At 73.4% G+C, this 26751-nt stretch carries 24 protein-coding genes and 1 riboswitch; of the genes, 14 read left to right on the top strand and 10 right to left on the bottom strand.

The features are described 5' to 3' along the window. The first annotated feature begins 82 nt into the window (after nt 1-82). From ACFV4G_RS11265 to ACFV4G_RS11275, 3 genes are all read left to right on the top strand, one after another. Nucleotides 83-1039 (top strand): RluA family pseudouridine synthase, encoded by a 957-nt coding sequence (locus ACFV4G_RS11265; protein WP_380438947.1) that lies wholly within the window; start codon nt 83-85, stop codon nt 1037-1039. A 113-nt stretch (nt 1040-1152) separates the two neighbouring features. Then, nucleotides 1153-1965 carry an SDR family NAD(P)-dependent oxidoreductase gene (locus tag ACFV4G_RS11270; RefSeq protein WP_380438894.1) on the top strand — a complete coding sequence of 271 codons (813 nt, stop codon included), beginning with the start codon at nt 1153-1155 and terminating at the stop codon, nt 1963-1965. Then, entirely contained in the window at nt 1962-3029 is a 1068-nt protein-coding gene (locus ACFV4G_RS11275) for an S-adenosylmethionine:tRNA ribosyltransferase-isomerase (RefSeq protein ID WP_380438896.1), read from the top strand. Before ACFV4G_RS11270 ends, ACFV4G_RS11275 begins: the two co-directional genes overlap by 4 nt. Before the next feature lie 7 nt (nt 3030-3036). On the opposite strand, the gene ACFV4G_RS11280 is transcribed toward ACFV4G_RS11275, so the two are convergent. The 3 genes from ACFV4G_RS11280 to ACFV4G_RS11290 form a co-directional block, all read right to left on the bottom strand. Then, nucleotides 3037-3444, bottom strand: coding sequence for a nuclear transport factor 2 family protein (locus ACFV4G_RS11280; RefSeq protein WP_380438898.1), 408 nt, complete (start codon nt 3442-3444; stop codon nt 3037-3039). Nucleotides 3445-3576: 132 nt separating this feature from the next. Beyond that, nucleotides 3577-7260 (bottom strand): SpoIIE family protein phosphatase, encoded by a 3684-nt coding sequence (locus ACFV4G_RS11285; protein ID WP_380438900.1) that lies wholly within the window; start codon nt 7258-7260, stop codon nt 3577-3579. Between the two features lie 1629 nt (nt 7261-8889). Beyond that, nucleotides 8890-10350: an MFS transporter gene (locus tag ACFV4G_RS11290; protein WP_380438902.1), complete on the bottom strand. Its 1461-nt coding sequence runs from the start codon at nt 10348-10350 to the stop codon at nt 8890-8892. Between the two features lie 126 nt (nt 10351-10476). On the opposite strand from ACFV4G_RS11290, the gene ACFV4G_RS11295 reads away from it, so the two are divergent. Beyond that, nucleotides 10477-11010, top strand: a complete 534-nt coding sequence (locus ACFV4G_RS11295) for a winged helix-turn-helix transcriptional regulator (RefSeq protein ID WP_380438904.1) — start codon at nt 10477-10479, stop codon at nt 11008-11010. Between the two features lie 317 nt (nt 11011-11327). Here ACFV4G_RS11295 and ACFV4G_RS11300 read toward each other — a convergent pair whose 3' ends face one another. The 6 genes from ACFV4G_RS11300 to ACFV4G_RS11325 form a co-directional block, all read right to left on the bottom strand. After that, complete coding sequence (locus tag ACFV4G_RS11300; RefSeq protein WP_380438906.1) at nt 11328-12533, bottom strand: alpha/beta hydrolase family protein; 1206 nt, start codon at nt 12531-12533, stop codon at nt 11328-11330. 149 nt (nt 12534-12682) lie between these two features. Next, nucleotides 12683-13867: a thiolase family protein gene (locus tag ACFV4G_RS11305; protein ID WP_380438908.1), complete on the bottom strand. Its 1185-nt coding sequence runs from the start codon at nt 13865-13867 to the stop codon at nt 12683-12685. A 135-nt stretch (nt 13868-14002) separates the two neighbouring features. Continuing rightward, complete coding sequence (locus ACFV4G_RS11310) at nt 14003-15055, bottom strand: serine hydrolase domain-containing protein (protein ID WP_380438909.1); 1053 nt, start codon at nt 15053-15055, stop codon at nt 14003-14005. Between the two features lie 182 nt (nt 15056-15237). Further along, complete coding sequence (locus tag ACFV4G_RS11315; protein ID WP_380438949.1) at nt 15238-16113, bottom strand: glycoside hydrolase family 19 protein; 876 nt, start codon at nt 16111-16113, stop codon at nt 15238-15240. 159 nt (nt 16114-16272) lie between these two features. Continuing rightward, nucleotides 16273-16686: an HIT family protein gene (locus ACFV4G_RS11320; RefSeq protein ID WP_380438911.1), complete on the bottom strand. Its 414-nt coding sequence runs from the start codon at nt 16684-16686 to the stop codon at nt 16273-16275. A gap of 164 nt (nt 16687-16850) precedes the next feature. Beyond that, nucleotides 16851-17546: an MSMEG_1061 family FMN-dependent PPOX-type flavoprotein gene (locus tag ACFV4G_RS11325; protein WP_380438913.1), complete on the bottom strand. Its 696-nt coding sequence runs from the start codon at nt 17544-17546 to the stop codon at nt 16851-16853. Between the two features lie 128 nt (nt 17547-17674). On the opposite strand from ACFV4G_RS11325, the gene ACFV4G_RS11330 reads away from it, so the two are divergent. Further along, nucleotides 17675-17989: an antibiotic biosynthesis monooxygenase family protein gene (locus ACFV4G_RS11330; protein WP_380438915.1), complete on the top strand. Its 315-nt coding sequence runs from the start codon at nt 17675-17677 to the stop codon at nt 17987-17989. Between the two features lie 63 nt (nt 17990-18052). On the opposite strand, the gene ACFV4G_RS11335 is transcribed toward ACFV4G_RS11330, so the two are convergent. After that, entirely contained in the window at nt 18053-18298 is a 246-nt protein-coding gene (locus ACFV4G_RS11335; protein WP_380438917.1) for an SCO4226 family nickel-binding protein, read from the bottom strand. 256 nt (nt 18299-18554) lie between these two features. Next, a riboswitch (FMN riboswitch) is annotated at nt 18555-18682 on the top strand. Nucleotides 18683-18892: 210 nt separating this feature from the next. On the opposite strand from ACFV4G_RS11335, the gene ACFV4G_RS11340 reads away from it, so the two are divergent. The 9 genes from ACFV4G_RS11340 (at nt 18893) to ACFV4G_RS11380 (ending at nt 26642) form a co-directional block, all read left to right on the top strand. After that, nucleotides 18893-19615, top strand: coding sequence for a riboflavin synthase (locus ACFV4G_RS11340; protein WP_380438919.1), 723 nt, complete (start codon nt 18893-18895; stop codon nt 19613-19615). A 56-nt stretch (nt 19616-19671) separates the two neighbouring features. After that, nucleotides 19672-20259, top strand: a complete 588-nt coding sequence (locus ACFV4G_RS11345) for a nicotinamide mononucleotide transporter family protein (RefSeq protein ID WP_359963820.1) — start codon at nt 19672-19674, stop codon at nt 20257-20259. Then, nucleotides 20256-21539 (top strand): bifunctional 3,4-dihydroxy-2-butanone-4-phosphate synthase/GTP cyclohydrolase II, encoded by a 1284-nt coding sequence (locus ACFV4G_RS11350; RefSeq protein ID WP_380438921.1) that lies wholly within the window; start codon nt 20256-20258, stop codon nt 21537-21539. Before ACFV4G_RS11345 ends, ACFV4G_RS11350 begins: the two co-directional genes overlap by 4 nt. A 61-nt stretch (nt 21540-21600) precedes the next feature. Beyond that, nucleotides 21601-22074, top strand: a complete 474-nt coding sequence (ribH, locus tag ACFV4G_RS11355; protein ID WP_380438923.1) for a 6,7-dimethyl-8-ribityllumazine synthase — start codon at nt 21601-21603, stop codon at nt 22072-22074. 172 nt (nt 22075-22246) lie between these two features. Beyond that, nucleotides 22247-22519, top strand: a complete 273-nt coding sequence (locus ACFV4G_RS11360; RefSeq protein ID WP_030242547.1) for a phosphoribosyl-ATP diphosphatase — start codon at nt 22247-22249, stop codon at nt 22517-22519. 50 nt (nt 22520-22569) lie between these two features. Next, nucleotides 22570-23418 carry an ATP phosphoribosyltransferase gene (gene hisG, locus ACFV4G_RS11365; protein WP_380438925.1) on the top strand — a complete coding sequence of 283 codons (849 nt, stop codon included), beginning with the start codon at nt 22570-22572 and terminating at the stop codon, nt 23416-23418. 153 nt (nt 23419-23571) lie between these two features. Next, a complete protein-coding gene (locus tag ACFV4G_RS11370) occupies nt 23572-24012 on the top strand; it encodes a PH domain-containing protein (protein WP_380438927.1) in 441 nt (146 codons plus the stop codon). A gap of 246 nt (nt 24013-24258) precedes the next feature. Further along, the gene (locus tag ACFV4G_RS11375) at nt 24259-25599 is read left to right on the top strand and encodes a hemolysin family protein (protein WP_380438929.1); all 1341 of its coding nucleotides are present in this window, start codon (nt 24259-24261) and stop codon (nt 25597-25599) included. Next, a complete protein-coding gene (locus ACFV4G_RS11380) occupies nt 25596-26642 on the top strand; it encodes a hemolysin family protein (protein ID WP_380438931.1) in 1047 nt (348 codons plus the stop codon). The genes ACFV4G_RS11375 and ACFV4G_RS11380 overlap by 4 nt, the downstream gene beginning before the upstream one ends. The last annotated feature ends 109 nt before the right edge of the window (nt 26643-26751 follow it).

Consider the following 26751-nt stretch of genomic DNA (forward strand, 5'->3'; position numbering starts at 1 on the left):
GGTGCCACCCGCGCGGTCAGGGACTCCGGCCGCGCCCCCGTCGGCCGGGCCGTCGGCCGCCCGACTAGGCTGGGTGACCGAGATGAGACGCAAGAGCCGCCGCCCGGCCTCCCCCCTTCCGCAGCGCAACGGTGTGGACCCCGTGCACCTGCGGCTGCCGATCGAGGGGCCCTGGGAGACCGTCCGGGCGTACCTCGTCGAGCGGCTGGCCGCCGTCGGCACGGCGCGCGTCGACGCCGCGCTGCACGGGCGGGAGATCGTGGGCGAGGACGGGCCGGTCGCGCCGGACGACCCGTTCCGGCCCGGCGGGCACCTGTGGTTCTACCGGGACCTCCCCGACGAGGTTCGGGTGCCGTTCGAGCTCGCCGTCGTGCACCGCGACGAACACCTGGTCGTCGTCGACAAGCCGCACTTCCTGGCCACCACCCCGCGCGGCAAGCACGTCGTCGAGACGGCGCTGTCGCGGCTGCGGCACGGCCTCGACCTGCCCGCGCTCAGCCCCGCACACCGGCTCGACCGCCTCACCGCCGGGCTCGCCCTGTTCGTCGTGCGGCCCGAGGAGCGCGGCGCGTACCAGACGCTCTTCCGCGACCGGCTGGTCCGCAAGGAGTACGAGGCCGTCGCGCCCTTCGACCCCGGGCTGAGCCTGCCGCGGACCGTCCGCAGCCACATCGTGAAGGAGCGCGGGGTGATCGCGGCCCGGGAGGTCGACGCCCCGCCGAACAGCGAGAGCCGGATCGACCTGCTCGAGCGGCGCGACGGCCTCGGCCGCTACCGGCTCCGGCCGCTCAGCGGGCGCACGCACCAGCTGCGGCTGCACATGTCCGGCCTGGGCGTGCCGATCCTGGGCGACCCGGTGTACCCGGTGGTGCTGCCCGAGCCGGCCGCGGACGACTTCCGCCGGCCGCTCCAACTGCTCGCCTCCGTCGTCGAGTTCACCGATCCCGTGACCGGCCGCGAGCACCGCTTCGAGAGCCGTCGCACCCTGTCCGCCTGGACCGACCCGGCGGGCTGGGCGGCCGGGGCCGGGGGCACCTGACCGTCGGACCCCGGCGCCCTACGTCGGACCCGGCGCCCTAGGACCAACGGACGACCGGGTCCCGGTCCCGGTGGCCGATCCGGCACCCGGACGCTCGGAGCGATCGTGGGGGCATGAACGCAGCACAGCACACCGCCCCCGCCACCCCCACCACCCCCACCCGCGTCGCCGTCGTCACCGGGGCCTCCCGAGGACTCGGCCTGGCCCTCGCCGAGGCGCTCGCCGCCGACGGGTGGCAGCTGGTGATCACCGCCCGGGGCGCCGCCGGGCTCGCCGCCGCCGAGGCCCGGCTGGGCGCCGTCACCAGGGTCGTCGCGCTGCCCGGCTCGATCGTGGACGACGACCACCGCGCCCGCCTCGCCGAGGCCGCCGCCGGGCTCGGCGGCGCGAGCCTCCTGATCAACAACGCCGGGACCCTCAACGGCACGGACGACGCGCGCGCCGAACCGCTGCCCAGGATCGCCGACGCGCCGCTGCCCGAACTCCTGGAGACGTTCGAGGTCAACGCCCTCGCCCCGATCGCGCTCACCCAGCTCGTCCTGCCGCAGCTGCGCGCCCACGGCGGCGCGGTGCTGAACATCAGCTCCGACGCGGCCGTCGTGCCGTACGTCGGCTGGGGCGGCTACGGCGCGAGCAAGGCGGCGCTCGACCTCGCCACCGCCGTACTCGCCCGGGAGGAGCCGGAGTTGCGGGTCTGGGCGGTCGATCCCGGCAGCATGCGGACCGAGATGCTGCAGGCGGCGAGCCCCGGCGAGGACATCTCCGGCGAGCCGCTGCCGGAGGAGGTCGCCCCCGCCCTGCTCGGCCTGCTCAGGGGCGGCGCGCCGTCCGGCCGGTACCGGGCGGAGGACCTCGCAGCGGACGTTGCAGCGGACCGCACGGCGGACCGTGCGGCGGACCTCGCAGCGGTCCGAGGTGGGCGATGACCGTCCTCACGGAGCTCGGCCCCGACTTCACCGTCCCGCCCGAACTCTCCGCCCCCGCACCGGCGGAGGCCCGCGGCCGGGCGCGCGACGGCGTCCGGATGCTGGTCGGCCGGCGCGAGCGCGACACCGTGGAGCACCACCGCTTCACCGACCTGCCCGAGGTGCTGCGCCCCGGCGACCTGCTGGTGGTCAACAACTCCGCGACGATCCCGGCGGCCCTGCCCGGACGGCTGCCCGACGGAACGCCGGTCGCACTGCACCTGTCCTCGGCCCAGCCGGACCAACGCGGAGCGTTCCTGGTGGAGTTGCGCCGCGTCGTGCCCGGGAAGGCGGCGGAGTACTACCCGCCCGAGGACAGTCCGGCCCGCCCGAGGCTGCGGATCGGCCTGCCGGCCGGTGGTGCCGCCGAGTTGACCACCCCGTTCACCGCCCGCCTCTGGTACGCCGAACTCGACCTCCCCGCAGCGCTGTTGCCGTACCTGTCACTCCACGGCCGGGCGATCCGGTACGGCTACGTGGACCGCGACTGGCCGATGGAGGCCTACCAGACGGCGTTCGCCACCATCCCCGGCAGCAGTGAAATGCCCAGTGCCGCACGCCCGTTCACGACGGAGGTGGTCGCCCGCCTGGCCGGCCGCGGCGTGCTGCTCGCGCCGATCACCCTGCACACCGGCGTCGCGTCCCCGGAGGCGCACGAGGCGCCGTACGCGGAGCGGTTCCACGTCCCGGCGGCGACCGCCCGACTGGTGGGCCACGTCCGGGCGGGCGGCGGCCGGGTGATCGCCGTCGGCACCACCGCGGTGCGGGCGCTGGAGTCCGCCGCCGACCCGGACGGGACGGTCCACGAGGCCGACGGCTGGACGGAGTTGGTCATCACCCCCGAGCGCGGCGTCCGGGCGGTCGACGGTCTCCTGACCGGCTGGCACGAGCCGCGGGCCTCCCACCTCCAGCTCCTGGCCGCCGTCGCCGGCCTTCCGCTCCTCGCCCGCTGCTACCGCGAGGCCGTCCGGAGCCGGTGCCTCTGGCACGAGTTCGGCGACGTCAACCTGCTCCTGCCGGCCTGACGGCGCGTCAGGCGAAGAGCGTCCGCGCGACGTGGTCGGTGTCAAGGTACTCACGGACGGCGGTGATCAGCCCGTTCTCGACGGTGAACACGGCCGCGCAGTGGTTCTCGTACGCGCTGCCGTTCGCGGCCGTCCCCTTGGAAGTCCACTCGGCGAGGGCCTTCGGGCCGTCCGCGAGAACCTGGGTGAGCGTCACCTCCAGCGGGGTGTCGGGGGCGAACAGGGCGCGCGCGCCGACGAGGAACTCGCTGAAGATGGCTTCCTTGCCGCGCCACACCCGCGACAGGGGGAGGGTGCCCGGGTACTCCCAGGTGGCGTCGTCGGCGAAGCAGGCGACGGCGGTGTCGAGGTCACCCCCGGCGATCGCGGTGACGTAGGCGGTGACGACGGTGCGGGCGTCGAGCTGCTGGTTCACGGTGGCTCCTCTGGTGTCCTCCGGTGGGGCTGTCCCGCCGTGCCACCAGACAACCGCGCAGGCACCGCACCGGGCCAACAACCGCAGTGCGGGGCCGACAATCAACCGTTGTCGTCGCAGGCCACACGCGGTTCAGGAGGTGCCCGTCGTGCCGGGCGGCAGCTCCAGCTCGAACCAGACCACCTTGCCGTCCCCGGTCCGCCGGCTGCCCCAGCGGTGGGCGAGCTCGTTGACGAGGTGCATGCCGCGCCCGCCCTCGTCCTCGGACCTGGCGGGCCGCATGCGCGGGGCCTCGCCCTCCTGGTCGGCGACCTCGACGGTGAGCATCCGGTTGCAGAACAGCCGTAGCTGGGTGGGGGATCCGGCGTGGACGAGGGCGTTGGTGATGAGTTCGCTGGTGAGCAGCTCGGCCCAGTCGGCGAGGGCGTCGAGCCCCCAGTCGGCGAGTGTCGTGCGGGTGAAGCGGCGGGAGTGCGCGACCATCGCGCGGTCGCCGCTGAGCGGCAGGGTCGCGATCCGGTCCGCGCCGACCGGGCGGACCTGGGCCATGATGACGGCGATGTCGTCCTCGGCGGTGCGGCCGGTGAGTTCGGCGAGGACGGCGTCGCAGGTCTGCTCCAGGGAGCGGCGCCGGTCGGCGATCGTGCGGCAGAGCAGTTGGATGCCCTCGTCGATGTCGCGGCCCCGGCGTTCGACGAGCCCGTCGGTGTAGAGCGCGAGGATGGCCTCCTCGGGGAGGGTGAACTCGACGCTCTCGAACGGGACTCCGCCGACGCCGAGCGGCGCGCCGGGCGGCAGCTCGATCGTCCGGGCCCGCCCGCCGGGCTCGGCGACGACCGGCGGCAGGTGTCCGGCGCAGGCGGCGGTGCAGTGGCGGTCGACGGGGTCGTAGACGACGCACACGCAGGTCGCGAACTGCCCGTCCCCGAGTGCGATGGTGGCCTCGTCGAGCCGGTGCAGGACGCGCGCCGGGTCGAGGTCGAGGGTGATCAACGTGCGGGCGACGGTGCGCAGTTGGCCCATGGTGGCGGCGGCCCGGATGCCGTGTCCCATGACGTCGCCGACGATCAGCGCGACCCGTCCGGAGGGCAGCGGAACGACGTCGAACCAGTCGCCGCCGACCTCGCTGACGACACTGCTCGGCAGGTAGCGGTAGGCGATGTCCAGGCCGAGCGTGCGGTGGATCTCCTGCGGCAGCAGGCTGCGCTGGAGGGTGAGCGCGGTGTCCCGCTCGCGCCGGTAGAGCCGTCCGTTGTCGATCGCGAGGGCGGTGCGGGCGGCGAGCTCCTCGGCCAGCGCCTGGTCGGCCGGCCCGAACGGCACCGGGTTGGCCATGCGGATGAACTCCGCCCCGCCGAGCACGAGTCCGCGCGCCACCAGCGGCACCATCAGGTACGAGTGCACCCCCGCCGCCAGCCCGGGCTCCACCCGGTCGGGCGAGGCGACGATCCGGCGCAGGTCGTCCTCGGTGACCTCGGAGACGAGGATCGACCGCCCGCTGCGCAGGCTCTCGGCGTACAGCGCGGCGGACTGCGACGTCTCGCCGACGGAGTCCGCCGCGCCGGTCATGGTGCCCGAGGGGCCGACCTCGCCGACCGCGACCGCCCGCATCAGCACCGAGCCGTCGGGCGGGACGGGCCCCGGCTCCTCGCCGCCGAGCACCGCGTCGCGCAGGTCGACGGTGACGAAGTCGGCGAAGCGCGGGATCACGACCTCCACCAACTCCCGTGCGGTGTTGTGCAGATCGAGGGTGGTGCCGATCCGGGTGCTGGCCTCGTTGAGCAGCGACAGCCGCTGCTGCGCGGCCCATGCCTCGTCGAGCGCGCGCTGGCGGGCCGCGGCGGCGTCGCGCTCGCGGGTGAACAGCAGCGCGTTGTCGATGGACACGGCCGCCCGCACCGCCAACTCCCCGGCCAACGCCAGGTCGTCGTCCTCGTAGGGGCGCTCGACGAGGGTGCGGTAGAAGCCCGCGACGCCGACCGGAGTGCCGCGCGCGATCAGCGGGACCACCATGAACGAACGGACGTTCTGCTCGCGCACCGCGGCGGTGCGCACCGGGTCGTCGGCGAACCAGGCCAGCCCCTCGGCGTCCATCCGCGGCACCAGCACGGGCTTGCGGTTCGCCAGCGCCCACGCGTACGGCGAGCCGGGCCGGAAGCGCTGCACGCCACCGGTCCGGTCGATCGGGCGCAGGGTGGAGCCGTGCACGGAGTGGAAGGCCATCCGGCGCAGGAGCGCGGAGCCGTCCCCGGAGGGGCGGGCCTCACGCTCGCCGCGGACGAGGTCGTCCAGCACCTCGACGACCACCGTGTCGGCCAGCCTGGGCGTCGCCACCTCGGCCAACTCCTGCGCGGTGCGGTCGATTTCGAGCGTGGTGCCGATCCGGGCGGACGCCACGTTGACCAGCGCCAGCCGCTCCTGCGCGGCCTTCGCCTCCCGCAGCGCCTGCTGGCGGGCGAGGACGGTCTGGTGCTGGCGCAGGTACAGCCGGGCGTTGTCGATCGCGACGGCGGCGCGCGAGGCCAGCTCGTCACCGAGCGTGATGTCCGCCTCGGCGAAGGACTCCCGGGCGCCGCGCCGCGAGTACACGATCATGCCGAGCGTCGTGCCGCGCGCCACCAGCGGGGTGATCCGCACCGAGCGCGGCCGGTCGCCGAGCGCGGCCTGGCGGCGGCTCTCGGTGATGCCCTCGCTGAGCAGCGGCAGCTCCCAGGACGGCACGACGACCGTCCGCCCGGTGGCGAGCGCCCGCGCGTACGGGGAGTCGTGGGGGAGCTCGTACACCGCGTCGACGGGCAGGGCCTCCGCCGGGTACAGCGGATCGGTGGACGCGAGGGCCAGCCGGCGCACCAGCAGCGGGACGAGCCGGTCGGTCGGCTCGACGTTGCGCCCGGCGACCAGCGCCTCCAGGGCGAACACGCCGCTGATGTCGGCCACCCTCGGGACCATCGCGTCGGCCAGCTCGCGGGCGGTCTGCCGCAGGTCCAGCGTGGTGCCGATGGAGGCCGTCGCGTCGACGAGCAGGGCCAGCCGCTCCTGCGCGCGGGCGGCGCGGGCGTCGGCGTGGAACTGCTTGCTGATGTCGATGACCGTCGAACTGACCCCGAGCACCCGCCCGCCCGGCTCCTCCAGTCGGAAGTACGAGGCGGACCAGGCGTGGTCGTGCTGCGGATCGCCCGGAGTGCGGCCGTGCGAGCGCGTGTCCACGACCGGCGTGCCCGTCTCCAGCACCCGCCGCATCACGGCCTCCGCCTCGGCGCCGTTGATCCCGGGCAGCAGCTCGGTCAGCCGGTGGCCGACGTGCGCCCCGACGGACAGGCCGTTGACCCGGGCCAGCGCCTCGTTGAGGCGGACGAACCGCAGATCGGCGTCGAAGACGCCCATGCCGACCGGGGACTGCGTGAAGAACCCGTCCAGGACCGCCAGGTCCGCCTGGATCCGGCGCAGCGTCGTGACGTCCGAGGCGACGGCCAGCACCAGCGGGCGCCCGCCGGGGCCGGCGATGGGATGGGTGCGGAACTCCAGGTTCACGGGATGCCCGTCCCGGTGCCGCACGGGGAACACCCCGGACCACGGCCGCCCGTCCAGGATCTGCTGGAACAGCTCCAGCACGTCGGGCCGCTCCTCGTCCGAGGTCAGCAACTGCGCGGCCCTCGCACCGACCGCCTCGGCGGCGGTGTAACCGAGCAGTGCCTCGGCGTCGCTGCTCCAGTGCAGGATCCGCCCGTCGGCCTCGATCAGCGCCGTCGCGATCGGGACCATCAGCAGGGCGTCCTGCCGCGGCTCCCCCGTGCGCGGCTCGTTCTCGTTCACCATGGCCAGAGAACCGTCCGGAGATCGCTTCCACCAGCCCTGCCATCTTCGCACGCGGCCCCCGGAGCCCGCTCACCGTGACATCACCGCCCGGGGCGTACCCACCAGAACCCCGACCACCGGACCGCGGCTCACCCAACGGCCCGGATCCCTCGAACCCGCGCCCGGTCGACCGGCGAGTGCGCACCATCCCGGTAGAGGTGCCCCACGCACCGGCGGCGCAGCGGACTGCCTGCCACCAGCAAGACCGGCGACACCAGCAGCGCGCCGATCATGACCCCGATCCGGCAAGCGAAGTCGGTAGGGCTCCCTGCTCTCACGGGTCGACTCTCCGACAGCCACGGGCAGTCGATGCGACCGGCTTCTCACGCGGCCGGACAGGCCGCGGGAAGTCGTCCTGGCCGACTTCCTCCGCCGGCCCGTTGCCCTGGTCGGTATCGCCGGGGTCGTGGGAGGTCGTCCTGGCCGACTTCCTGTGTGGCGGGCTCGGTTGTGGCGTGTCGATTCCATCGGCTTCCTCCGCCGGCCCGCTGCCCCGGTCGGCATCGCCGGGGGCGCGGGAAGTCGTCCTGGCCGACTTCCTGTGTGGTGGGCCCGGTTGTGGCGTGTCGATTTCACCGGCTTGCTCCGCTGGCCCGCTGCCCCGGTCGGCATCGCCGGGGGCGCGGGAGGTCGTTCTGGTCGACTTCCTGTGTGGTGGGCTCGGTTGTGGCGTGTTGATTTCACCGGCTTGCTCCGCTGGCCCGCTGCCCCGGTCGGCATCGCCGGGGGCGCGGGAAGTTGTCCTGGCCGACTTCCTGTGTGGTGGGCCCGGTTGTGGCGTGTTGATTTCACCGGCTTGCTCCGCTGGCCCGCTGCCCCGGTTGGTATCGCCGGGGTCGTGGGAGGTCGTCCTGGCCGACTTCCTGTGCGGTCTGCTCGTGCACGGGATTTGATCTCGCGGACTTGCGCCCTGCGTTTCCATGACTCCGCGCACGCGAGAGGAGGTCGACGTGGCCGACTTGTTCTTCCGGCCCCCGACTGCCCTCACACACAGCGACGGAAAGTCGGCCGAATCGACTTTCTGCGCTGGCGGCCGCCCGCGTCTTTCGACGCTGGCTGGCCGTGGGGCGCAGGCTTGCCTGACGCTGAGACGCTGGAAGTCGGGCGGGTCGACTTTTCGGCCCGTTCCGCCCGGCTCGGTTGGGTGCTCTGGGTTGGGGCGGGGCGCCAGGAGTCGGGTGGGCCGACTTTTGGTGCGGAGTGGGGGCTTCGTCGTTTGGGTGGCTTTTGACTCTGCTGGGGCAGGGGGCGCGCTGGAAGTCGGTTGGGCCGACTTTTGGCTCCGGGATGGGGGCGTGGGTCGGTTTGGTTTTGTGGTCCGGGTTGGGCTCGTGGGGGGCGCCAGGGGTCGGGTGGGCCGACTTTTGGCGCGGGATGGGGCTTTGCCGTTTGGGTGGCTTTTGGCTCCGGGATGGGGCGTCGGCCGGTTCGGTCTTGTGGTCTGTGTTGGGCAGGCGGAGGCGTGAGAAGTCGGGCGGGCCGACTTTTGGCGCGAGTGGGGGAGCCGCTTGGCCTGGGCGATTGGGTTGGTGGCGTTCTGCTGTGGTGGGGCAGCGCCAGAAGTCGGGTGGGGCGACTTTCTGTGTGCCCTCAACTGGTGGGGACTCGCTCCCGTGTCGGGGCCTTCGCCCCCTCCGCGGCTCCCGTCCTGCGGGATTCGGCAGCGCGGGAGGCCAGGGCCAGCAGGGCTCCGGCGAAGCACAGGGCGGCCGCTACGACGACGGCTCGGTCGATGCCCGCCGCCAGGGCGCGGGCCGCTGCCTCGTGGCCGGGGGCGGTCGGGTGGGCGGAGGCGGCCACGGCCACCGTGACCGCCACGCCCAGGGCCGAACCCACGTACCGGGACGTGTTGTTGGCGCCGGATCCCATGGCCGCCCGGTGGGCCGGGACGCTGCTCACCGCGAGCCGGGCGAGGGCGGCGTTCAGCATGCCGCTGCCGATGCCCGCGACCGCGAGCCCGGGCGCCAGCCGTGCCCAGGTGGAGTCCGGGCCCAGCCCGTACAGGCCGGCCTCGCCGATGCCGCAGATCAGCAGCCCGACCGCGACCTGGGTGGTCGCCGCCAGGTGGGCCGCGAGCCGTCGGGCCTGGAGGGCGGCGAGGACCGAGAGGCCCGACCAGATGGCCAGCACCCCGCCGACCGCCGGCCCGGAGAGGCCGAGGACGCCCTGGAGCAGGGTGGGCAGGTAGCTCATGAAGCCGACCATCGACAGCCCGGTGAACATCGCCCCGCCGGTGGCCGCGATGAAGCCGGGGCTGCGGAACAGCGAGAGGTCCAGCATCGGCTCCCGGACCTTGGCTTCGACCAGGGCGAACAGTGCGAGCAGCAGCACCCCGGCCGCCAGCAGCACCAGTACTGCGGGCCGGCCCCAGCCGGTGCGGCCCTCGGCCAGTCCGGCGATCAGCAAGGTCGTTCCGGCGGCGAGGGTGAGGACGCCCCAGGGGTCGAGCGGGCGGGGCCGGTCGGCCCGTGACTCGGCGAGGACGGCCGAGGCGAGGGCCGCGAGCGCCGCGGACACGACGGCGAGCCCGCCGCCGACCGCCCGCCACCCGGCCCACTGCGCGACCAGCGCGCCGTAGACCGGGCCGATCGCGATGCCCAGGCCGACCGCCGCACCCCACACGCCGAGCGCCCTGATCCGGGCCGGTCCGGGCGGGAACGCGTGGCTGATCAGCCCGAGCGCGGGCGCCAGGATCGCCGCCGAACCGGCGCCGAGCAGCACCCGGGCGGTGAGGTAGGCGGCGCCGCCGGGGGCGAGGGCGGCGAGCGCCTCGGAGGCGGCGAACAGCAGTACGCCGAAGGTGAAGACGCGCTTGCGCCCGTGGTCGTCGGCCGCGCTGCCGGCGGTGAGCAGCAGGGCCGAGATGCCGACGAGGGTGCCGGTGAGGATCCAGGTGCGGCCTCCGGCCCCGAGGTGGGCCGCCTCGGCGGTGGCGGCGAGCGAGGCGGTGGGGGCGGTGTAGGCGACGGTGACCAGCGCGGTGGCGACCGCGGTGGTGACCAGGGTGGCAGCGGGCCGGACGGGCACGGGGCCGGTTGGTGCGGGGGACATCGGCGTTCCCTCCGGGAGCGGCGGTGGGTCCAGTGGGTCTGGTGAATGAACCTGCCTTCCGGTAGCACGCTACCACCAAGAGTCTGTTGATTGAACCCACTGGGCGACTGGACTACGCTGACCGCCATGGCGCTCGGAACCGACTACGAACTGCAGGACTGCGCACTCGCCCGCGCCCTGGAGGTGGTCGGCGAGCGCTGGAGCCTCCTGATCGTGCGTGACGCCTTCTACGGCGTGCAGCGCTTCAACGACTTCCTCGTCCACCTCGGCATCCCGCGGGCCGTCCTCACCGCCCGCCTCAACACGCTCGTCGCCGCCGGCGTCCTGCGCAAGGAGCCGTACCAGTACGCGCCGCTGCGCCACGGCTACCTGCTCACCGAGGCCGGACTCGAACTGTGGGCGCCGCTCTACCTGTTGAGCCGCTGGGGCGGTCGGCACGCCACCCCGGACGGTCCGCGCCACCTCTTCGCGCACGCCGCCTGCGGCACGGACCTCGACCGCACGGGCGCGTGCCCGCACTGCGGCCGGTTCGTCCCGCCCGCCGAAGTCGTGATCCGGCCCAACCCCGGCCGCGGCGGCGCCCCGCGCACCGACCCGGTCTCGCTCGCGCTGGCCGGCCCGCACCGGCTGCTCGAACCACTCGCCTCGGCCGCTCCCTAGCCCGCCCGGGCGTTCCCTGGCCCACCCGCCCGGTCACCGCCTGCCCCGTCCGGCCTGCCGGTCGCCGCCCACCCGCCCGGTCACCGCCTGCCCCGTCCGGCCTGCCGGTCGCCGCCCACCCGCCCGGTCACCGCCTGCCCCGTCCGGCTGCCGTCTGGCCTGCCGGTCGCCGCCCACCCGCCCGGTCGCCGCCTGCCCTGCCCGGCTGCCGGCTGCCGTCTGGCCTGCCGGTCGCCGCCCGGCTCCGCCGGGGCGCGGGGACGCCGACGAGGCCGTCGGCACCGTGCCGACGGCCTCGCGACGCTCGCGGCCGGCGCCTACGAGTGGAAGCCGACCTCCGGGTTCTCCGCCGTCGGCCCGTCGAGGATCGGCTGGTCGACGCCCTTCAACTGCAGGTCGAAGAAGGCCGCGACGTACTCGCGCGTGAGCGAGAGCGCGCGCTGGGCGGGGATCGTCCGGCCGGTGTCGGGGAGGCCGAGCGCGTCGAGGAACAGCGGGAAGTCGGTGAATGAGGGGTGGTTGGTGCCCGCGACGGTCAGCCAGCGCTTCCAGCCGTCGAGGTTGGGCCAGCTCTGGCTCCAGCTGGTGTCCTCCTCGCCGTCCGGCAGGGGGTGGCCGATCATCATGAACGGCTTGCCGCCGATGCCGGAGGCGGGCACGGTGACGTCCATGCTGCCGTCCAGGTCCACGCCGGCCTGGATCCGGTTGTCGGTGAGCAGGGCCGGGACGGTCGCCGCACCGCCGGCGGAGTGGCCGGCCATGCCGATGCGGTCGGGGTCGATCATGCGCGAGTAACGCCAGGCGGGGTGGGGGTGGGCGGTCAGCTGGTCGAGGACGAAGGAGGCGTCCTTCGCGCGGCTGCGGTCCAGGCCCGCCCAGGCCTCCGGGGTCTTCAGCTGGCCGCACATGACGCAGGGGAGCGTCTGCCCGTCGGGGAAGGTCGTTCCGGTGTTCTCGTAGGTGTGGTCGATCAGCGCGACGACGTAGCCGCGGCTGGACAGGTCCTCGGCGAGGCTGGTCAGCGAGGTGCGCGGCATCGTGAAGCCGGGCGAGAGGAGGATCAGCGGGTACCGGCCGGGCGCGGGGCGCGCGTCGGACTCGGCCCAGGTCCGGGTGGCGGTGATCGCCTCGGTCGGGATGGTGTTGCCCGGCAGCTTCGCGTCCAGCAGCATCCGTGCGGCCTCGGGCGTCATGTACGGGGCCGGGCCGCCGGTGCCCGCCTTGGCGGGGTAGTACATCGACACCATCAGCTGGCGCGGACCCGCCGACGGCACCCACGGGTCGGGCCGGTCCTGGTCGACGAGGTGCAGGATCTCCCGCCCGACCGCGTGCGGCCCGGTCGGGCGCGGGAGTTCGACGTGGACGGCGGCCGGCGTGGTGGCCGGGGTGCCGGCGGTGCCGGGAGAGGTGGCCGCGGCGGCCGCGGGTGGGGAGGCGGCGAGCGCGGGTGCGGCGACGACGACGGACAGCGGCAGGGCGAGCAGCAGGGCCGCCGCCGCGGCAGTGCGACGAATTCCGGTCATGCGAGGACCGTATGTGCCGCGCAAGGGAATTGACGTCGCCTCAGCGGTGTAGGGGTTCCACCGGAGAGTACGACGGCCGTCGACATACGGCCCCTACGGGCACCCCTAGGGGTGCACCGGCCCCGCCGTCGGGCGACCGACTCCGGGCGTCAGGCGATCGACTCCAGGATCGTCGCGTTCGCCAGGCCGCCCGCCTCGCACATCGTCTGCAGCGCGTACCGCGCGCCGCGCCGGCGCATCTCGTGGACCAGGGTGGTCATCAGGCGGGTGCCGCTCGCGCCCAGCGGGTGGCCGAGGGCGATCGCGCCGCCGTTGACGTTGAGCCGGGCCGGGTCGGCGCCGGTCTCCCGGAGCCAGGTCAGGACGACGCTCGCGAAGGCCTCGTTCACCTCGAACAGGTCGATGTCGGCGAGCGAGAGCCCCGAGCGGCGCAGCACCTTGTCGGTGGCGGGCAGCACGCCGGTGAGCATCAGCAGCGGGTCCGAGCCGGTGACCGCGAAGGAGTGCAGCCGGGCCAGCGGGCGCAGGCCGAGCCGGGCGGCGGTCTCGCTGCTGGTGATCAGGACGGCGGAGGCGCCGTCGTTGATCGGGCTGCTGTTGCCCGCCGTCACCGACCACGAGATCTGCGGGAAGCGCTCCGCGTAGCCCGGGTCCTCGAAGGCGGGGCGCAGCCCGGCGAGCACCTCGGGGGTGGTGCCCAGCCGCACCGACTCGTCCATGGTCACGAGCCCGTTCGGGGTGGGGACCGGTGCGAGTTCGGCCGTGAACAGGCCGTCCGCGTGGGCTCGTGCCGCCTTGGCGTGCGAGTCGGCGGCGAAGGCGTCCATCTCCTCGCGCGAGATCGACCACTTCGCGGCGATCAGCTCGGCGCTGACGCCCTGCGGGACCAGCCCGCCGGGGTAGCGGGCGGCGACGGACGCGCCGAACGGATCGGCGCCGGGCGGCACGTTGGACCACATCGGCACGCGGCTCATCGACTCGATCCCGCAGGCGACCACGATGTCGTAGGCGCCCGCGATCACGCCCTGCGCGGCGAAGTGCACCGCCTGCTGGGAGGAGCCGCACTGCCGGTCGACCGTGGTCGCCGGGACGGAGTCCGGGAACCCGGCCGCGAGCCACGCGTAGCGGGTGGTGTTCATCGCCTGCTCGGCGACCTGGTCGACGCAGCCGCCGATCACGTCGTCGACCAGGGCCGGATCGATGCCGCTGCGCCCGATCAGGGCCTGGAGCGTGTGCGCGAGCAACTCGACCGGGTGGACGCCGGCCAGCGAGCCTCCCGGCTTGCCCTTGCCGACGGGGGTGCGGACGGCTTCGACGATCACGGCGTCACGCATGACGGCCGCCCTTCTTGGGTGTTGGGGACCTGAGAGGGTAGTTGGAAAAGCAAACTCACTATAGATCTAGTGAGTTCGAGAATCCAACCCTCTCGGGCTCGTCGCCGCCTCGCCGCTTCCGCCTCTCCGCGCCGGCTACACCGCCGTCGCGAACTCGTTCTGCAACCTGCGCAGCAGCGCCGTCCCCGCCGAATCGGCAGACCGCCCGCTGTTGACCAGGACCACCACCCCCACCTGCTTCTCCGGATCGAAGGCGACGAAGGACCGGAACCCGCCCGTGCCGCCGTTGTGCCAGATCTGGAGGTGACCGCCCTGCTGGGTGTGCAGGCGGTGGCCGAGCCACCCCAGGTGCATCCAGGCGAACGGGTTGACGCGGTGCCGCACCTCCCTGGTGAGCGAGACCGCGGGCGCCAGCGGCCCGTCCGGCTCGCGGCCGGCGGCCAGCTGGGCCCGCAGGAGTATCGAGAGGTCGGCGGCGGTCGAGCGGAGCGCCCCCATGCCTCCCAGGTCGGCGAGGTCCCAGTACGGCACCGGCCGTGCGGCCGCCGAGTGCCCCCGGGCGAGCCGGTCGGAATGCTCCTCGCCGGGCGTCACGACGGTGTCCCCGAGCCCGAGCGGCGCGCAGACCTCCCGGCGCACCAGCTCCTCGTACCCAACCCCGGCCCGCTCGGCCAGCGCGAGACCGAGCAGCCCGGCGCCGAGGTTGGAGTAGCGGAAGCTGCGCCCGGGCGCCGAGCGCAGCTTGGTGCGGCCGAGCCCGGCGAGGACGTGCTCCGCCGTGCAGTGCGCGTACGGATCGGACCGGCGCGAGGTGAACAGACTGGCCACCAGGACGCCCCGGGGCAGGCGGGGGAGTCCCGAGGTGTGCGTGGCGAGGTCCTTCAGGGTGATCTCCCGCCCGCCCCGGACGGGGAGCACGGTGCCGCCGGGGAGCAGTGCGGCGGCCGGCTCCTCCAGCGCGGTGGAGCCGTCGAGCACCATCCGGGCGAGCGCGAGCGAGGTGAACACCTTGGTGACGGAACCGATTTCGAACAGCGTGCGCGGTCCGGGCGCGCCGCCGCCCGGACCGGTGCGCCCGGCACCGTGGATCTCCACGGCGCCGCCGGCCAGCCCGGCGACCACCGCGCCGACGTGCTGGCCCGCGAGCCGGTCGGCCGTCCGCTGGACGAGGCAGGCGAGTTCGTTCATGACTATGAGCCTAGGCCCGCCCACCTGCCGATTCGTCAGCCCTCATGGTGATCTGCGCCGCCTCCCCGTGCGTCCCCGGGAGTACGCCCCGCTGCGCTCGCCGAAGTACAGGCGAAGTACGGGCGGAATGCGGGGCGACGTACGGGCCGGGCGAAGTACGGGCGAAGTACGGGCGGGGCGCGTCAGCAGGTCAGGTTCGCCCCCGGATCCACGCCGAGGAGCTGCGCGAACCCCTGGTACAGGCTGACCCGGTGCTGCATCTGCGCCGGGTTGTTGCCGTTGCACTCCAGCGTGCCGTTGATGCTGCGGATCGTCTCGCCGAAGCCGGCGCCGTTGACCATCGCGTCGTGTGCGGTCATGGTGCCCGGCCCGTTCTGGGTGTTCCAGTACCAGAGGCCGGTCTTCCAGGCGACGGCCGGATCGGTCTCCACCAGGCCCGGACTGTCCAGCAGGTCGATCCCGAGCGAGTCCCCGGCGGCCTTGTAGTTGAAGTTCCAGCTGAGCTGGATCGGCCCGCGCCCGTAGTACGCGGCCTGCCCGGCCGGGCACCCGTACGGCTGCGAAGCGTCGCAGTAGTGCGGGTAGTTGGCGGTGTTCTGCTCGACGACGTAGACCAGCCCGCCGGTCTCGTGGCTGACGTTGGCGAGGAACGCGGCGGCCTCCTGCCGGCGGACGGTGTCGCTGCCGGTGGTGGTGAAGCCGGGGTAGGCGGGGAGCGCGTCGAGGAGGCCCTGGTAGGTGTAGAAGGGGTTCCGGTTCGGGAACATCTGCTCGAACTGGGCCTGGCTGACCGGGAATCCGCCCGGACCGGGCTGGGTGGGGGTCGGTGTGGGCGACGGGTCGCCGGAGCCGCCGCAGGCGCCCTGGTCGGACCAGACGCCGGAACCGCCGGTACTGGGCGGCTCGTTCCGGGTCCACCACTTGGCGGCCCAGTTGTGCCCGCCGTACGAGACGGCGGCTCCGCCGGTGTACACGGCCGAGGAGCTCCACGGCGTGCCGCAGGTGGCGGCGCCGGCGCCGGCCGGGAAGAGCAGGAGGACGGCGAGCGCCGTCGTCATGGCGGAGAGCAGCGCGAATGCGCGTTTGACTGACACGTCATCACCCTCGGTGCAGTGGGGGAGTTGTGGGGGTGATGACGACTGAACCGCTATGGTCTATACCTGTCAAGGGGTTTGGTCAAAGGCGCTTACGAAATCCGAAAGGGGCCCCGCCCCGCCCTACGGCGCCAGGGCCGTCCGCAGCCGCGCCGCGACCTCGGCCGCCGCAGCCTCGTCCGGGTACGTCCCGCGCGGCCAGAAGAAGCCGCGCAGCCCGTCCTTCGGATTGCGCGGCACGACGTGGACGTGGAGGTGCGGCACCGACTGGCTGATCCGGTTGTTCGCCGCGACGAAGGTCCCGGCCGCGCCCAGCCCGCGCTCCACGGCGGCGGCCACCCGCTGGACCCGCAGGAAGAACGGCCCCACGTCGGCGGCCGGCAGGTCGGCGAGGGTGCGGTGGTGGGTGCGCGGGACGACGAGGACGTGCCCGGGGAAGAGCGGTCGCCGGTCCAGGAAGGCCACCGCCGCCTCGTCGTCCAGCACCCGGTGCGCGGGCTCGGTGCCGGCGACGACCGCACAGAAGACGCAGTCCATCCGCCCATTCAAGCCGCCGCCCGCGGCCCGGGCACCTCCACCGCGCGAACGGGCGCAGGCGGAGCGAACTGGCGCGAACCAACGTGAACCGGCGCGGGCGGATGCGGACCGATGCGGACGGATGCCGGCCGATGCGGACGGACACGGCCGGGCTCCGGCAGCCCCTACTCGTACCGGTACTGCAGCGCGTCCCGCTCGTCCTGCTCGATCATCTCGATGGTCAGCCCGCCGTCCCGCAGGTGCGAGAGTGTGACCGCCGCCGAGCTCGGCTGTGCGTCCTTGGCGAGCCAGTTCTCCGGCTTCCACGCCGAACCGCGCAGGAACGACTTCGGGCAGTGCGCGTACACCTCCTCGACGCCCACGACGATTGCGCAGCGCGGCGGCTTGCCGACGGCCGTCAGCCGGCGCAGCAGCTCCGGGTCGGTGGACACGCAGGCCCGCCCGTTGACGCGCAGGGTGGTGTCCCGCCCGGGGACGACGAAGAGCAGCCCGACCCGGCCGTTCTCCAGGATGTTGTTCAGGGTGTCCAGGCGCTTGTTGCCGGTGGCGTCCGGTATGGCCAGCGTGTACTCGTCGAGCACCGAGACGAACCCGGCCGGCCCGCCGCGGGGCGAGACGTCGCAGCGGCCCTCGGCGTCGGAGCTGGCCACGAAGACCATCGACGAGCAGGCGATCAGCTGCCGCGCGACCTCGTGCAGCCGGTCCACCTGCTTCTGGCGCGCCCGTTGGCCGGGCTGTTCGTAGACCTCGCGCAGCTGCTCGGCGGTGCGCAGGGCGCCGGCGTCGAGCGCGGCGAAGAGGCCATGCGGCCCGTCCTGCCCGGCGGTTGACGGAAGGGAAGTTTCCGATGTGCTGGTCATACCGGCGAATCTAGCCGGGCGGGTCAAGGCACCGGCCGGGGCGAATCCGAGTCCACCCCTCCCCACCAGCGCTTTTCCGCAGATTCCGCTGATAATGGGGCCAAGGACTTCCGCGGGAGGTGGTGGTCGTGATCGTCAGGATCTGGGCCGGGCAGGTCATGGCCGGGCGCGTCGAGGAATTCTGCACGCTGCTCACGACGAAGGTGATCCCGCAGCTCGGCAGCACCGACGGCTGCCTGGGCGGCGAGCTGCTGCGCTCGGTGACCGAGGACGGGCACCGGGTGCTCGTGGTCAGCCGGTGGCGCGACGAGGAGGCCCTGCGCGGGTACGCCGGGCCGATGTGGCGGATCCGGCCGGTCTGGTCCGAGGGGGAGCTGAGCTACCTCGCGCACCCGCCCGTGGTCAGCCACTTCATGCCGATCGCCGCACCCGCCAGGCTCTGAGGCCCGCCACGTTCTGGGGCCCGCCGGGCTCTGCGGCCTGCCAGGCTCTGGGGCCCGCCGGCTTCAGATCTGCAGCGGCACCGGGTGGATCTCGTCCGCCGGGTGGCCCGTACGCGTGTGGACGCGCTGCACGGCCTCCTTGGACGGCGCGTCGGAGAGGCAGTACACCGTGCCCGATTCGGGGTCGGCCCACGCCTGCTCGAACCGCACGCCCTCGTCGCCCTGGACCGCCAGGTCGGCGTCGTGGGCCGCCTTGAGCTGGTCGCCGGTGATCCCGGCCATCCCGTGGTGGACGTCCATGAACTTCATCGTTCTCGCCTCCACAGCTCCGGACCCCGGAGCTTCCTCACCTTCCGTGAACACCCCCACCATCACCAGCCTGCGCCCCCACCCCGCCGACCACCACCGCACGGCCGCGCGCCCACGGTCGCCCCGCGATCACGAGTGCCCCGCGACCACGAGCGCGCCGCGCATTCCCCGCCCGCACGTGAAACAGCCCACAGCGAAAGCCTCTCGCTGGCCTTGCGCGCGCCGTGGCACAATGACCGCAACAGCAGTGACGTTCAGCGCACTCCGGGGTCGGTGAAAATCCGAACCGGCGGTTACAGTCCGCGACCCGTCCGCAGCCAGCGGGCGGTTGACCAGGTGAAATTCCTGGACCGACGGTTAAAGTCCGGATGGGAGGCGTGCGCGGGCGGACGAAGAGCAGTACCCGTGGCCCCCCGGTGGTCCGCGGGAAGGTGGACGGCGGGAGCGCACGCGCTTCCGTGCCGGGCGAGCGATCTCCCGGCTGCTGCGGTACCCCGGAGACGGGTGTGCCACCGGCTCCGTGCACCGGTGCCCGTCCGTGTCATCTCCCCTTGCCGCCCCGGAGTCCGCGCCCCAAGCGCGAGGAGAACCCGGGTGTTCACCGGCATCATCGAAGAGCTCGGCGAGGTCGTGTCGATCGAGGAGATCGGCGACTCCTCGCGAATCCGCCTGCGCGGCCCGGTGGTCTGTTCCGGTGCGCGTCACGGCGACTCGATCGCGGTCAACGGCGTGTGCCTGACGGTGGTCGACACCCCCGAGCAACTGGCGGCCGGCACCGGCGAGTTCAGCGCCGACGTGATGGCGGAGACGCTGCACCGCTCCAGCCTGGGCGAGCTCGCACCGGGCTCGCCGGTCAACCTGGAGCGCGCCATGGCGCTCGGCGACCGGCTCGGCGGCCACCTCGTCCAGGGGCACGTCGACGCGACCGGCAGGCTGCTGGCCCGCGAGCCCGGCGAGCGCGACGCGGCTGGCGAACTCCGCTGGGAGGTCCTGCGGTTCAGCCTCCCGGAGACCATCTCCCGCTACCTGGTGGAGAAGGGCTCGATCACCGTCGACGGCGTGAGCCTCACCGTGGTCGAGGCCGCCCGCGACAGCTTCACCGTCAGCCTGATCCCCGCCACCCTCGCGCTGACCACGCTCGGCGCGAAGACCGTCGGCGCGAGCGTCAACCTGGAGGTGGACGTGCTCGCCAAGTACGTGGAGCGGCTGCTGGAGTCCCGCACCCTGCCGAACCTCCCCAACCTGAACGGCCTGAACGGCCTGAACGGCCTGAACGACCTCGACACCGCGAACGAAACCACGGGGGAATCCAAGTGAGCTGGCTGAGCTCCGAAGCCTTCACCGTCCTCGGCGAGCACGTGAAGTGGGCCGACATGATCGGCAACGTGTTCGGCCTGACCGGACTCGCGCTCGGCTGGCGCCGCTCGGTGTGGAGCTGGCCGGTCCAGCTGCTCTCCGGCGCCGTGCTGATCGCCGCCTACCTGGGCGGCCACGTCCCGGGCCTGATCGGCAAGCAGCTGATCGTCATCGTCACCGCCGCCTGGGGCTGGGCCCAGTGGCAGCGCGGCCGCCGGGACACCGGCACGATCGCCGTGCGCTTCGCCACCTGGCCCGAGCGGGCGGCCCTGGTGGCCGGCACCGCCGCCGGGACGGTCGCGCTCGGGCTGCTGTTCAAGGCCTACCCGACGCTCTCCTGGAGCCCCTGGTCGGACGCCTACATCTTCGTCGGCACGCTGGCCGCGATGGTCGCCCAGGCGCGCGGCTGGCTGGAGTTCTGGTTCGCCTGGATCGCCGTCGACGTGGTCGGCGTCCCGCTCGCGTTCAACAGCGGCTACACCTTCTCCGGCCTCACCTACTCGATCTACTTCGTCCTGGTGCTGCTCGGCCTGCGCGCGTGGTGGCTGAGCACCCGTGAGCAGCGTCCCCAGTCCGCCACCGTCCCGCAGGGAGTCACCGCATGAGCCGCCAGAGCAGCTTGACGACCAGTCAGAACGACGGCGACGCAGACGAGTTCGTCCTCGACCCGGTCGAGCGGGCGATCGCCGACATCGCCCTCGGCCGCGCCGTGATCGTGGTCGACGACGAGGACCGCGAGAACGAGGGCGACATCGTCTTCGCCGCCTCCGCCGCGACGCCCGAGCTGATGGCCTTCACCATCCGCTACAGCTCCGGCGTGATCTGCGCCCCGATGACCGGCGACGAGCTCGACCGGCTCAAGCTGCCGCCGATGACGCAGGTCAACGAGGACCGCAAGGGCACCGCGTACGCCGTCTCGGTGGACGCCCGCGAAGGGGTCGACACCGGCATCTCCGCCGCCGACCGCGCCCGCACCGTCCGCCTGCTGTCCTCGGCCGGCACCGAGCCCGGCGACCTCACCCGCCCCGGCCACGTCTTCCCGCTGCGCGCGGTCGAGGGCGGCGTGCTGGTCCGCCCCGGCCACACCGAGGCCGCGGTCGACCTGGCCCGGCTCGCCGGGCTGGCGCCGGCCGGCGCGATCGCCGAGGTGGTCAACGACGACGGCACCATGGCCCGCCTGCCCGAACTGGTCGCCTTCGCCCGCGAGCACGGCCTCGCGATCATCTCCATCGAGGACCTGATCGCCTACCGCCGCCGCACCGAGCTGCACGTCGACCGTGCCGCGACCACCGCCCTGCCCACCGTCCACGGCGAGTTCACCGCCGTCGCCTACAAGGGCACCATCGACGGCGTCGAGCACATCGCCCTGGTCGCCGGCGGACTCGGCCCGGACGGGCGGCTGCCGGAGGGCGAGGACGTGCTGGTGCGCGTCCACTCCGAGTGCCTCACCGGCGACGTCTTCGGCTCGCTGCGCTGCGACTGCGGCCCGCAGCTGGAGGCCTCGCTGCGCCGGGTCGCCGAGTCCGGCCGCGGCGTCGTCCTCTACCTGCGCGGGCACGAGGGCCGGGGGATCGGCCTGGCCCACAAGCTGCGCGCCTACGAGCTCCAGGAGCAGGGGCGGGACACCGTCGACGCCAACCTCGACCTCGGTCTGCCGGCCGACGCCCGCGACTACAGCATCGGCGCCCAGATGCTCGTCGACCTCGGCGTGCGCTCGCTGACGCTGCTCACCAACAACCCCGAGAAGCTCACCGCGCTCACCGAGCACGGCCTCAAGGTCAAGGGGCGTGAATCGGTCGAGGTCGCGCCGGGCGAGCACAACCTGCGCTACCTGCGCACCAAGCGCGACCGGATGGGCCACGACCTGCCCGGCCTCGGCTCCTGACCGCCCCGAGCCCACCCGCACCAACCCACCCGCACGACGCACAGGACAGGAAGTAGCGAACATGAGCGGCCACGGAGCCCCCGAGCTGACCATCGACGGCGCCGCCGACCTCAAGGTCGCGGTCGTCGCCGCCCAGTGGCACGACCAGGTGATGAACGGCCTCCTGGACGGCGCCCACCGGGCGCTCAAGGAACTGGGCGTCACCGAGCCGACCGTGCTGCGCGTGCCCGGCACCTTCGAGCTGCCGGTGGCCGCCAAGCGCCTCGCCGACCGCGGCTACGACGCCGTGATCGCCCTCGGCGTCGTCATCCGCGGCGGCACCCCGCACTTCGACTACGTCTGCCAGGCGGCCACCGCCGGCCTCACCCAGGTCAGCGTGGACACCGGCGTCCCGGTCGGCTTCGGCGTGCTGACCTGCGACAACGACGAGCAGGCGCTCGACCGCGCGGGCCTGCCCGGCTCCGCCGAGGACAAGGGCCACGAGGCCGTCACGGCCGCCGTCGCCACCGCGGTGACGCTGCGCGACCTCGGCTGACGCACGCGTCACCGATCGCGCCGGCACGCGAGTCACCGATCGCGCCGCCACGCGCGTCACCGAGCGCATCACCACGCGCGCACGGTCCCGGACCGTGGACGTCCAATGGACTGTCCACGGTCCGGGACCGTTTACCGTCGGTCCGCCCGCACGCCGTAAGGTGAGTCCCATCATGGCTTCGAAGACATTCGAGGAGCTCTTCGCCGAGCTCCAGCAGAAGGCCGCCACCGGCGACCCCTCGTCCTCCCGCACCGCGCAGCTCGTCCAGCAGGGCGTCCATGCGATCGGCAAGAAGGTCGTCGAGGAGGCCGCCGAGGTCTGGATGGCCGCCGAGTTCCAGTCGGACGAGCAGACGGCCGAGGAGGTCTCGCAACTCCTCTACCACCTTCAGGTGATGATGATCGCCCGTGGCCTGACGCTCGACGACGTCTACAAGTACCTCTAACAGACCGCTCCCACCAGCACCCCTCCCAACAGGTAAGGAACCGACCTCCCATGCTGCGCATCGCCGTCCCCAACAAGGGTTCTCTCTCGGGTCCCGCGGCGGAGATGCTCCATGAGGCCGGCTACCGCCAGCGGAAGGACCCCAAGGAGCTCGTTCTCGTCGACCCGAACAACGAGGTCGAGTTCTTCTTCCTGCGCCCGCGCGACATCGCCGTCTACGTCGGCTCCGGCCGCCTGGACGTCGGCATCACCGGCCGCGACCTGCTGCTGGACTCGCACTCCAACGCCGAGGAGGTGCTCGCGCTCGGCTTCGCCGGGTCGACCTTCCGCTTCGCGCGTCCCGTGGGCGTCCCGGTCGAGGACGTGAAGGGCCTGGAGGGCCTGCGCATCGCGACCTCCTACACCGGCCTGGTCGAGCAGCACCTCGCCGACCACGGCGTGAAGGCGACGGTCACCAAGCTGGACGGTGCCGTGGAGACCGCGGTGCAGCTGGGCGTCGCCGACGTGATCGCCGACGTCGTGGAGACCGGCACCAGCCTGCGCAACGCGGGCCTGGAGGTGTTCGGCGAGCCGATCCTGATCTCCGACGCCGTCGTGATCCGGCCGAAGGGCGCCGGTGAGGACCCGGCGGTGGAGCAGTTCCTGCGCCGCCTCCAGGGCGTGCTGGTGGCCCGCCGCTACGTGCTGATGGACTACGACATCCGCGCGGAGAACGTGAGCGCCGCCGTGGCCCTCACCCCGGGCCTGGAGTCGCCGACCGTCTCCCCGCTGCACACCGAGGGCTGGGTGGCCGTGCGCGCGATGGTGCTCCGCAAGGAGGCGCAGCAGATCATGGACGACCTGTGGGGCATCGGCGCCCGGGCGATCCTGGTCACCAACATCCACGCCTGCCGCCTCTGACCTCGCGTCCCGCGGGCCTCCGGTCCGCGCGCAGGTAAGCAAGGGTTGAATGGGGCGGGGACGCCGACCGGCGTCCCCGCCCTCGCGCTGTCCGCCGCCGGACAACCCCTGACCGAACCGCCCCCGACCGAACCACCCCCACCGGAGATCCACGTGTCCACGCCCGTCGAGTACCCCGTCACCTGGGCCCCGCGCCGCACCCGTGCCGTGCTGCTGCCGGTCTGCGCGCTGCTGGTGGTGCTGTTCGCCGGGATGGCGCTCGTGCTCCCGGAGACCTGGCAGCTCAACGACCGGATCATGATGCTGTGCAGCGGTGTCGCGTTCGCGTGCGTCGGCCTGATGCTGGCCCGCCCCCGGGTGACGGCGGACGCGGAGGGCGTGACGGTGGTCAACTTCGTGCGCCGCCGCCGGCTGGCCTGGGCCGAGATCGTCCGGGTCAACTTCCGCCAGGGCGACCCGTGGGCCACGCTCGACCTGTCCGACGGCACCTCGCTGGCCGCCGTCGGCATCCAGTCCGGCGTCGGCAAGGCCCAGGCGATCGCCAACGCCCGCGCGCTGCGCGACCTCGTCGAGCACCACGCGCACGCCGCCTGAGCAGGGCCCGAACGCTCCTCCCGGAATCGAACCGCGGCCGAACCGCAGCCGAGCTGCGGCCGAACCGCAGCCGGATCGCGGTCGGATAACGGTCGAAACGGCTATGGTCTACGCTGGTAAAAGCGGGGCAAAGTTGCCGCCCCGCCCGACACGACCTGAGGAGTGACACTCCCCCTCGATGGACGATCCGTCCGGTAGTAGTACCTGCGCCGCCTCACTTCCGGCCCCCGGAAGGCAGGCGGCACTGTGATCACCGCCTGGCTGCTGTTGTTCGCGGCCGTCCTGCTCATCCTCGCCAACGGCCTCTTCGTGGCCGCCGAGTTCGCCTTCGTGACCGTCGAGCGCGGGGCGGTGGAGCGCGCCGCCGAGGCCGGCGACGCCAAGTCCCGCCGGGTCGCGCGGGCCCTGCGCCACCTCTCCTTCGAGCTCTCCGGCGCCCAGCTGGGCATCACCGTCACCTCGCTGGTGGTCGGCATGCTCGCCGAGCCGGCGCTGTCGACCCTGCTGAGCCCGGTGTTCGATGCCGTCGGCCTGCCCGACGCGGCCGCCCACGCCACCGCCGTGATCGTCGGCATGCTCCTGGCGACCGTCCTGCAGATGGTGATCGGCGAGTTGGTCCCGAAGAACTGGGCCATCTCCCGACCGCTCCAGGTGGCCCGCGCGGTGGCCGCGCCGCACATGGCGTTCTCGCGCGCCTGCCGTCCGCTGATCAGCTTCCTCAACGGGGCCGCCGACCGTACGGTCCGCGCCTTCGGCATCGAGCCGCAGGAGGAGCTGGCGCACGCCCGCACCCCGGCCGAACTGGTCTCGCTGGCCCGGCACTCCGCCAAGGCCGGCGCGATAGACGAGGAGTCGGCGACGCTGTTCGTCCGCACCCTCGGCCTCGGCGAGCTCACCGCGGAGTCGGTGATGACGCCGCGCGTGGACGTCGCCGCGCTGCAGCGCGACGCGACCGCCTCCGACGTGGTCAACCTCACCCGGGCGACGGGCCTGTCCCGCTTCCCGGTCTACACCGACAGCCTGGACGAGGTCACCGGCACCGTGACGCTCAAGGACGCGCTGGCCGTCCCGGCCGTCCACCGCGGTCGGACCAGGGTCGCCGAGCTGGCCTCGCCGCCGCTCCTGGTGCCCGAGACGCTGCCCGCCGAGCGCCTGCTCGACCAGCTGCGCCGGCTCCAGCCGATGGCGATCGTGGTCGACGAGTACGGCGGCACCGCCGGCGTCGTCACGGTCGAGGACATCGTCGAGGAGATCGTCGGCGAGGTGCAGGACGAGCACGACCCGGCCGACAGCCCCGAGCTGGTCCCGCTGCCGCCCGTCGACGGCCGGCCGGTCTGGGAGGCCGACGGCCGCGCCCGGACCGACCAGCTGGAGGCCATCGGCCTGCACGCCCCGGACGGCCCGTACGAGACGCTGGCCGGCCTGGTCGCGGACCTGCTCGGCAGGCTGCCCCAGCCGGGCGAGCAGGCCCACCTGCCGGGCTGGCTGCTGACCGTGGAGGCGGTCGACCGGCACCGCACCAGCAAGGTCCGGGTGGAGCGCAGCACCGCGCACCCGGAGTTCGACGACGAGGACGGGACCCGATGACCGCGCTCCAACTGGCCGTCGCCCTCCTGCTCCTGCTCGGCAACGCGTTCTTCGTCGGAGCCGAGTTCGCGGTGATCTCGGTGCGCCGCAGCCAGATCGAACCGCTCGCCGAGGCGGGCCACAAGCGCGCCCGCACCGTGCTGCACGCGCTGTCGAACGTCTCCGCGATGCTCGCCGCCGCCCAACTGGGCATCACCGTCTGCTCGCTGGGCCTCGGCGCGCTCGCCGAGCCGACCATCGCGAGCCTGCTGGAGGGCCCGTTCCACGCGATCGGGATCCCGTCCGGCCTGATGCACCCGCTGTCGTACGGGATCTCGCTGGCCGTCGTGGTCTTCCTGCACATGGTGATGGGCGAGATGGTGCCGAAGAACGTCGCCCTGGCCGGGCCGGAGAAGGCCGCGCTGTGGCTCGGCCCGCCGCTGGACCGCCTGGCCCGCTGGCTGGCCCCGGTGATCGGCTTCCTGAACGCCTTCGCCAACGGCGTGCTGAAGCTGTTCCGGGTCGAGCCCAAGGACGAGGTCGAGTCGGTGTTCACCACCGAGCAGCTGATGTACCTGCTGGTCGACTCCCGGGACGCGGGCCTGCTCGACGAGGAGCGCCAGGAGCGCCTGGAGGACGCGCTGGAGATGGGCCACCGGCCGGTCACCGACGTCCTGCTCAGGCCCGAGCAGCTGGTCACCGTGGACACCAAGGTGACGGCCGCGGAGGTCGAGGAGCTGGCGCTGCGCACCGGTTTCTCGCGCTTCCCGGTGACCGACGGGGACCCGGCCGGCCACGGCTACCTGGGCTACCTGCACCTCAAGGACATCCTCGACGTCGAGGACCCGTCGCTGCCCGTCCCGGCCCGCCTGTGGCGGCCCATCACGGTGCTGCGCGGCGGCCTCCCGCTGGACGACGCGCTCGGCGCGATGCGCCGGGCGGCCTGCCACCTGGCGGCCGTCCTCGACCAGGACGGGCGCACGCTCGGCGTGGTCATGCTGGAGGACGTCCTGGAGGAGCTGGTCGGCGAGATGCACGACCCGGACCACCGCTCCGTGGCGTAACGTTTTTTCGCCGCGTTCGGCCGCGCTCGGCCGTGCTCGGCCACACTCGGGTACGTTCCGCCACCCTCAGCCGCGTTCCGCCGCCGACGGCGGCCGCTTCGTCACCCGC

Origin of the sequence: Kitasatospora sp. NPDC059747, assembly GCF_042732955.1 — a bacterium.
In the GTDB taxonomy this organism is placed as follows: Bacteria; Actinomycetota; Actinomycetes; order Streptomycetales; family Streptomycetaceae; genus Kitasatospora.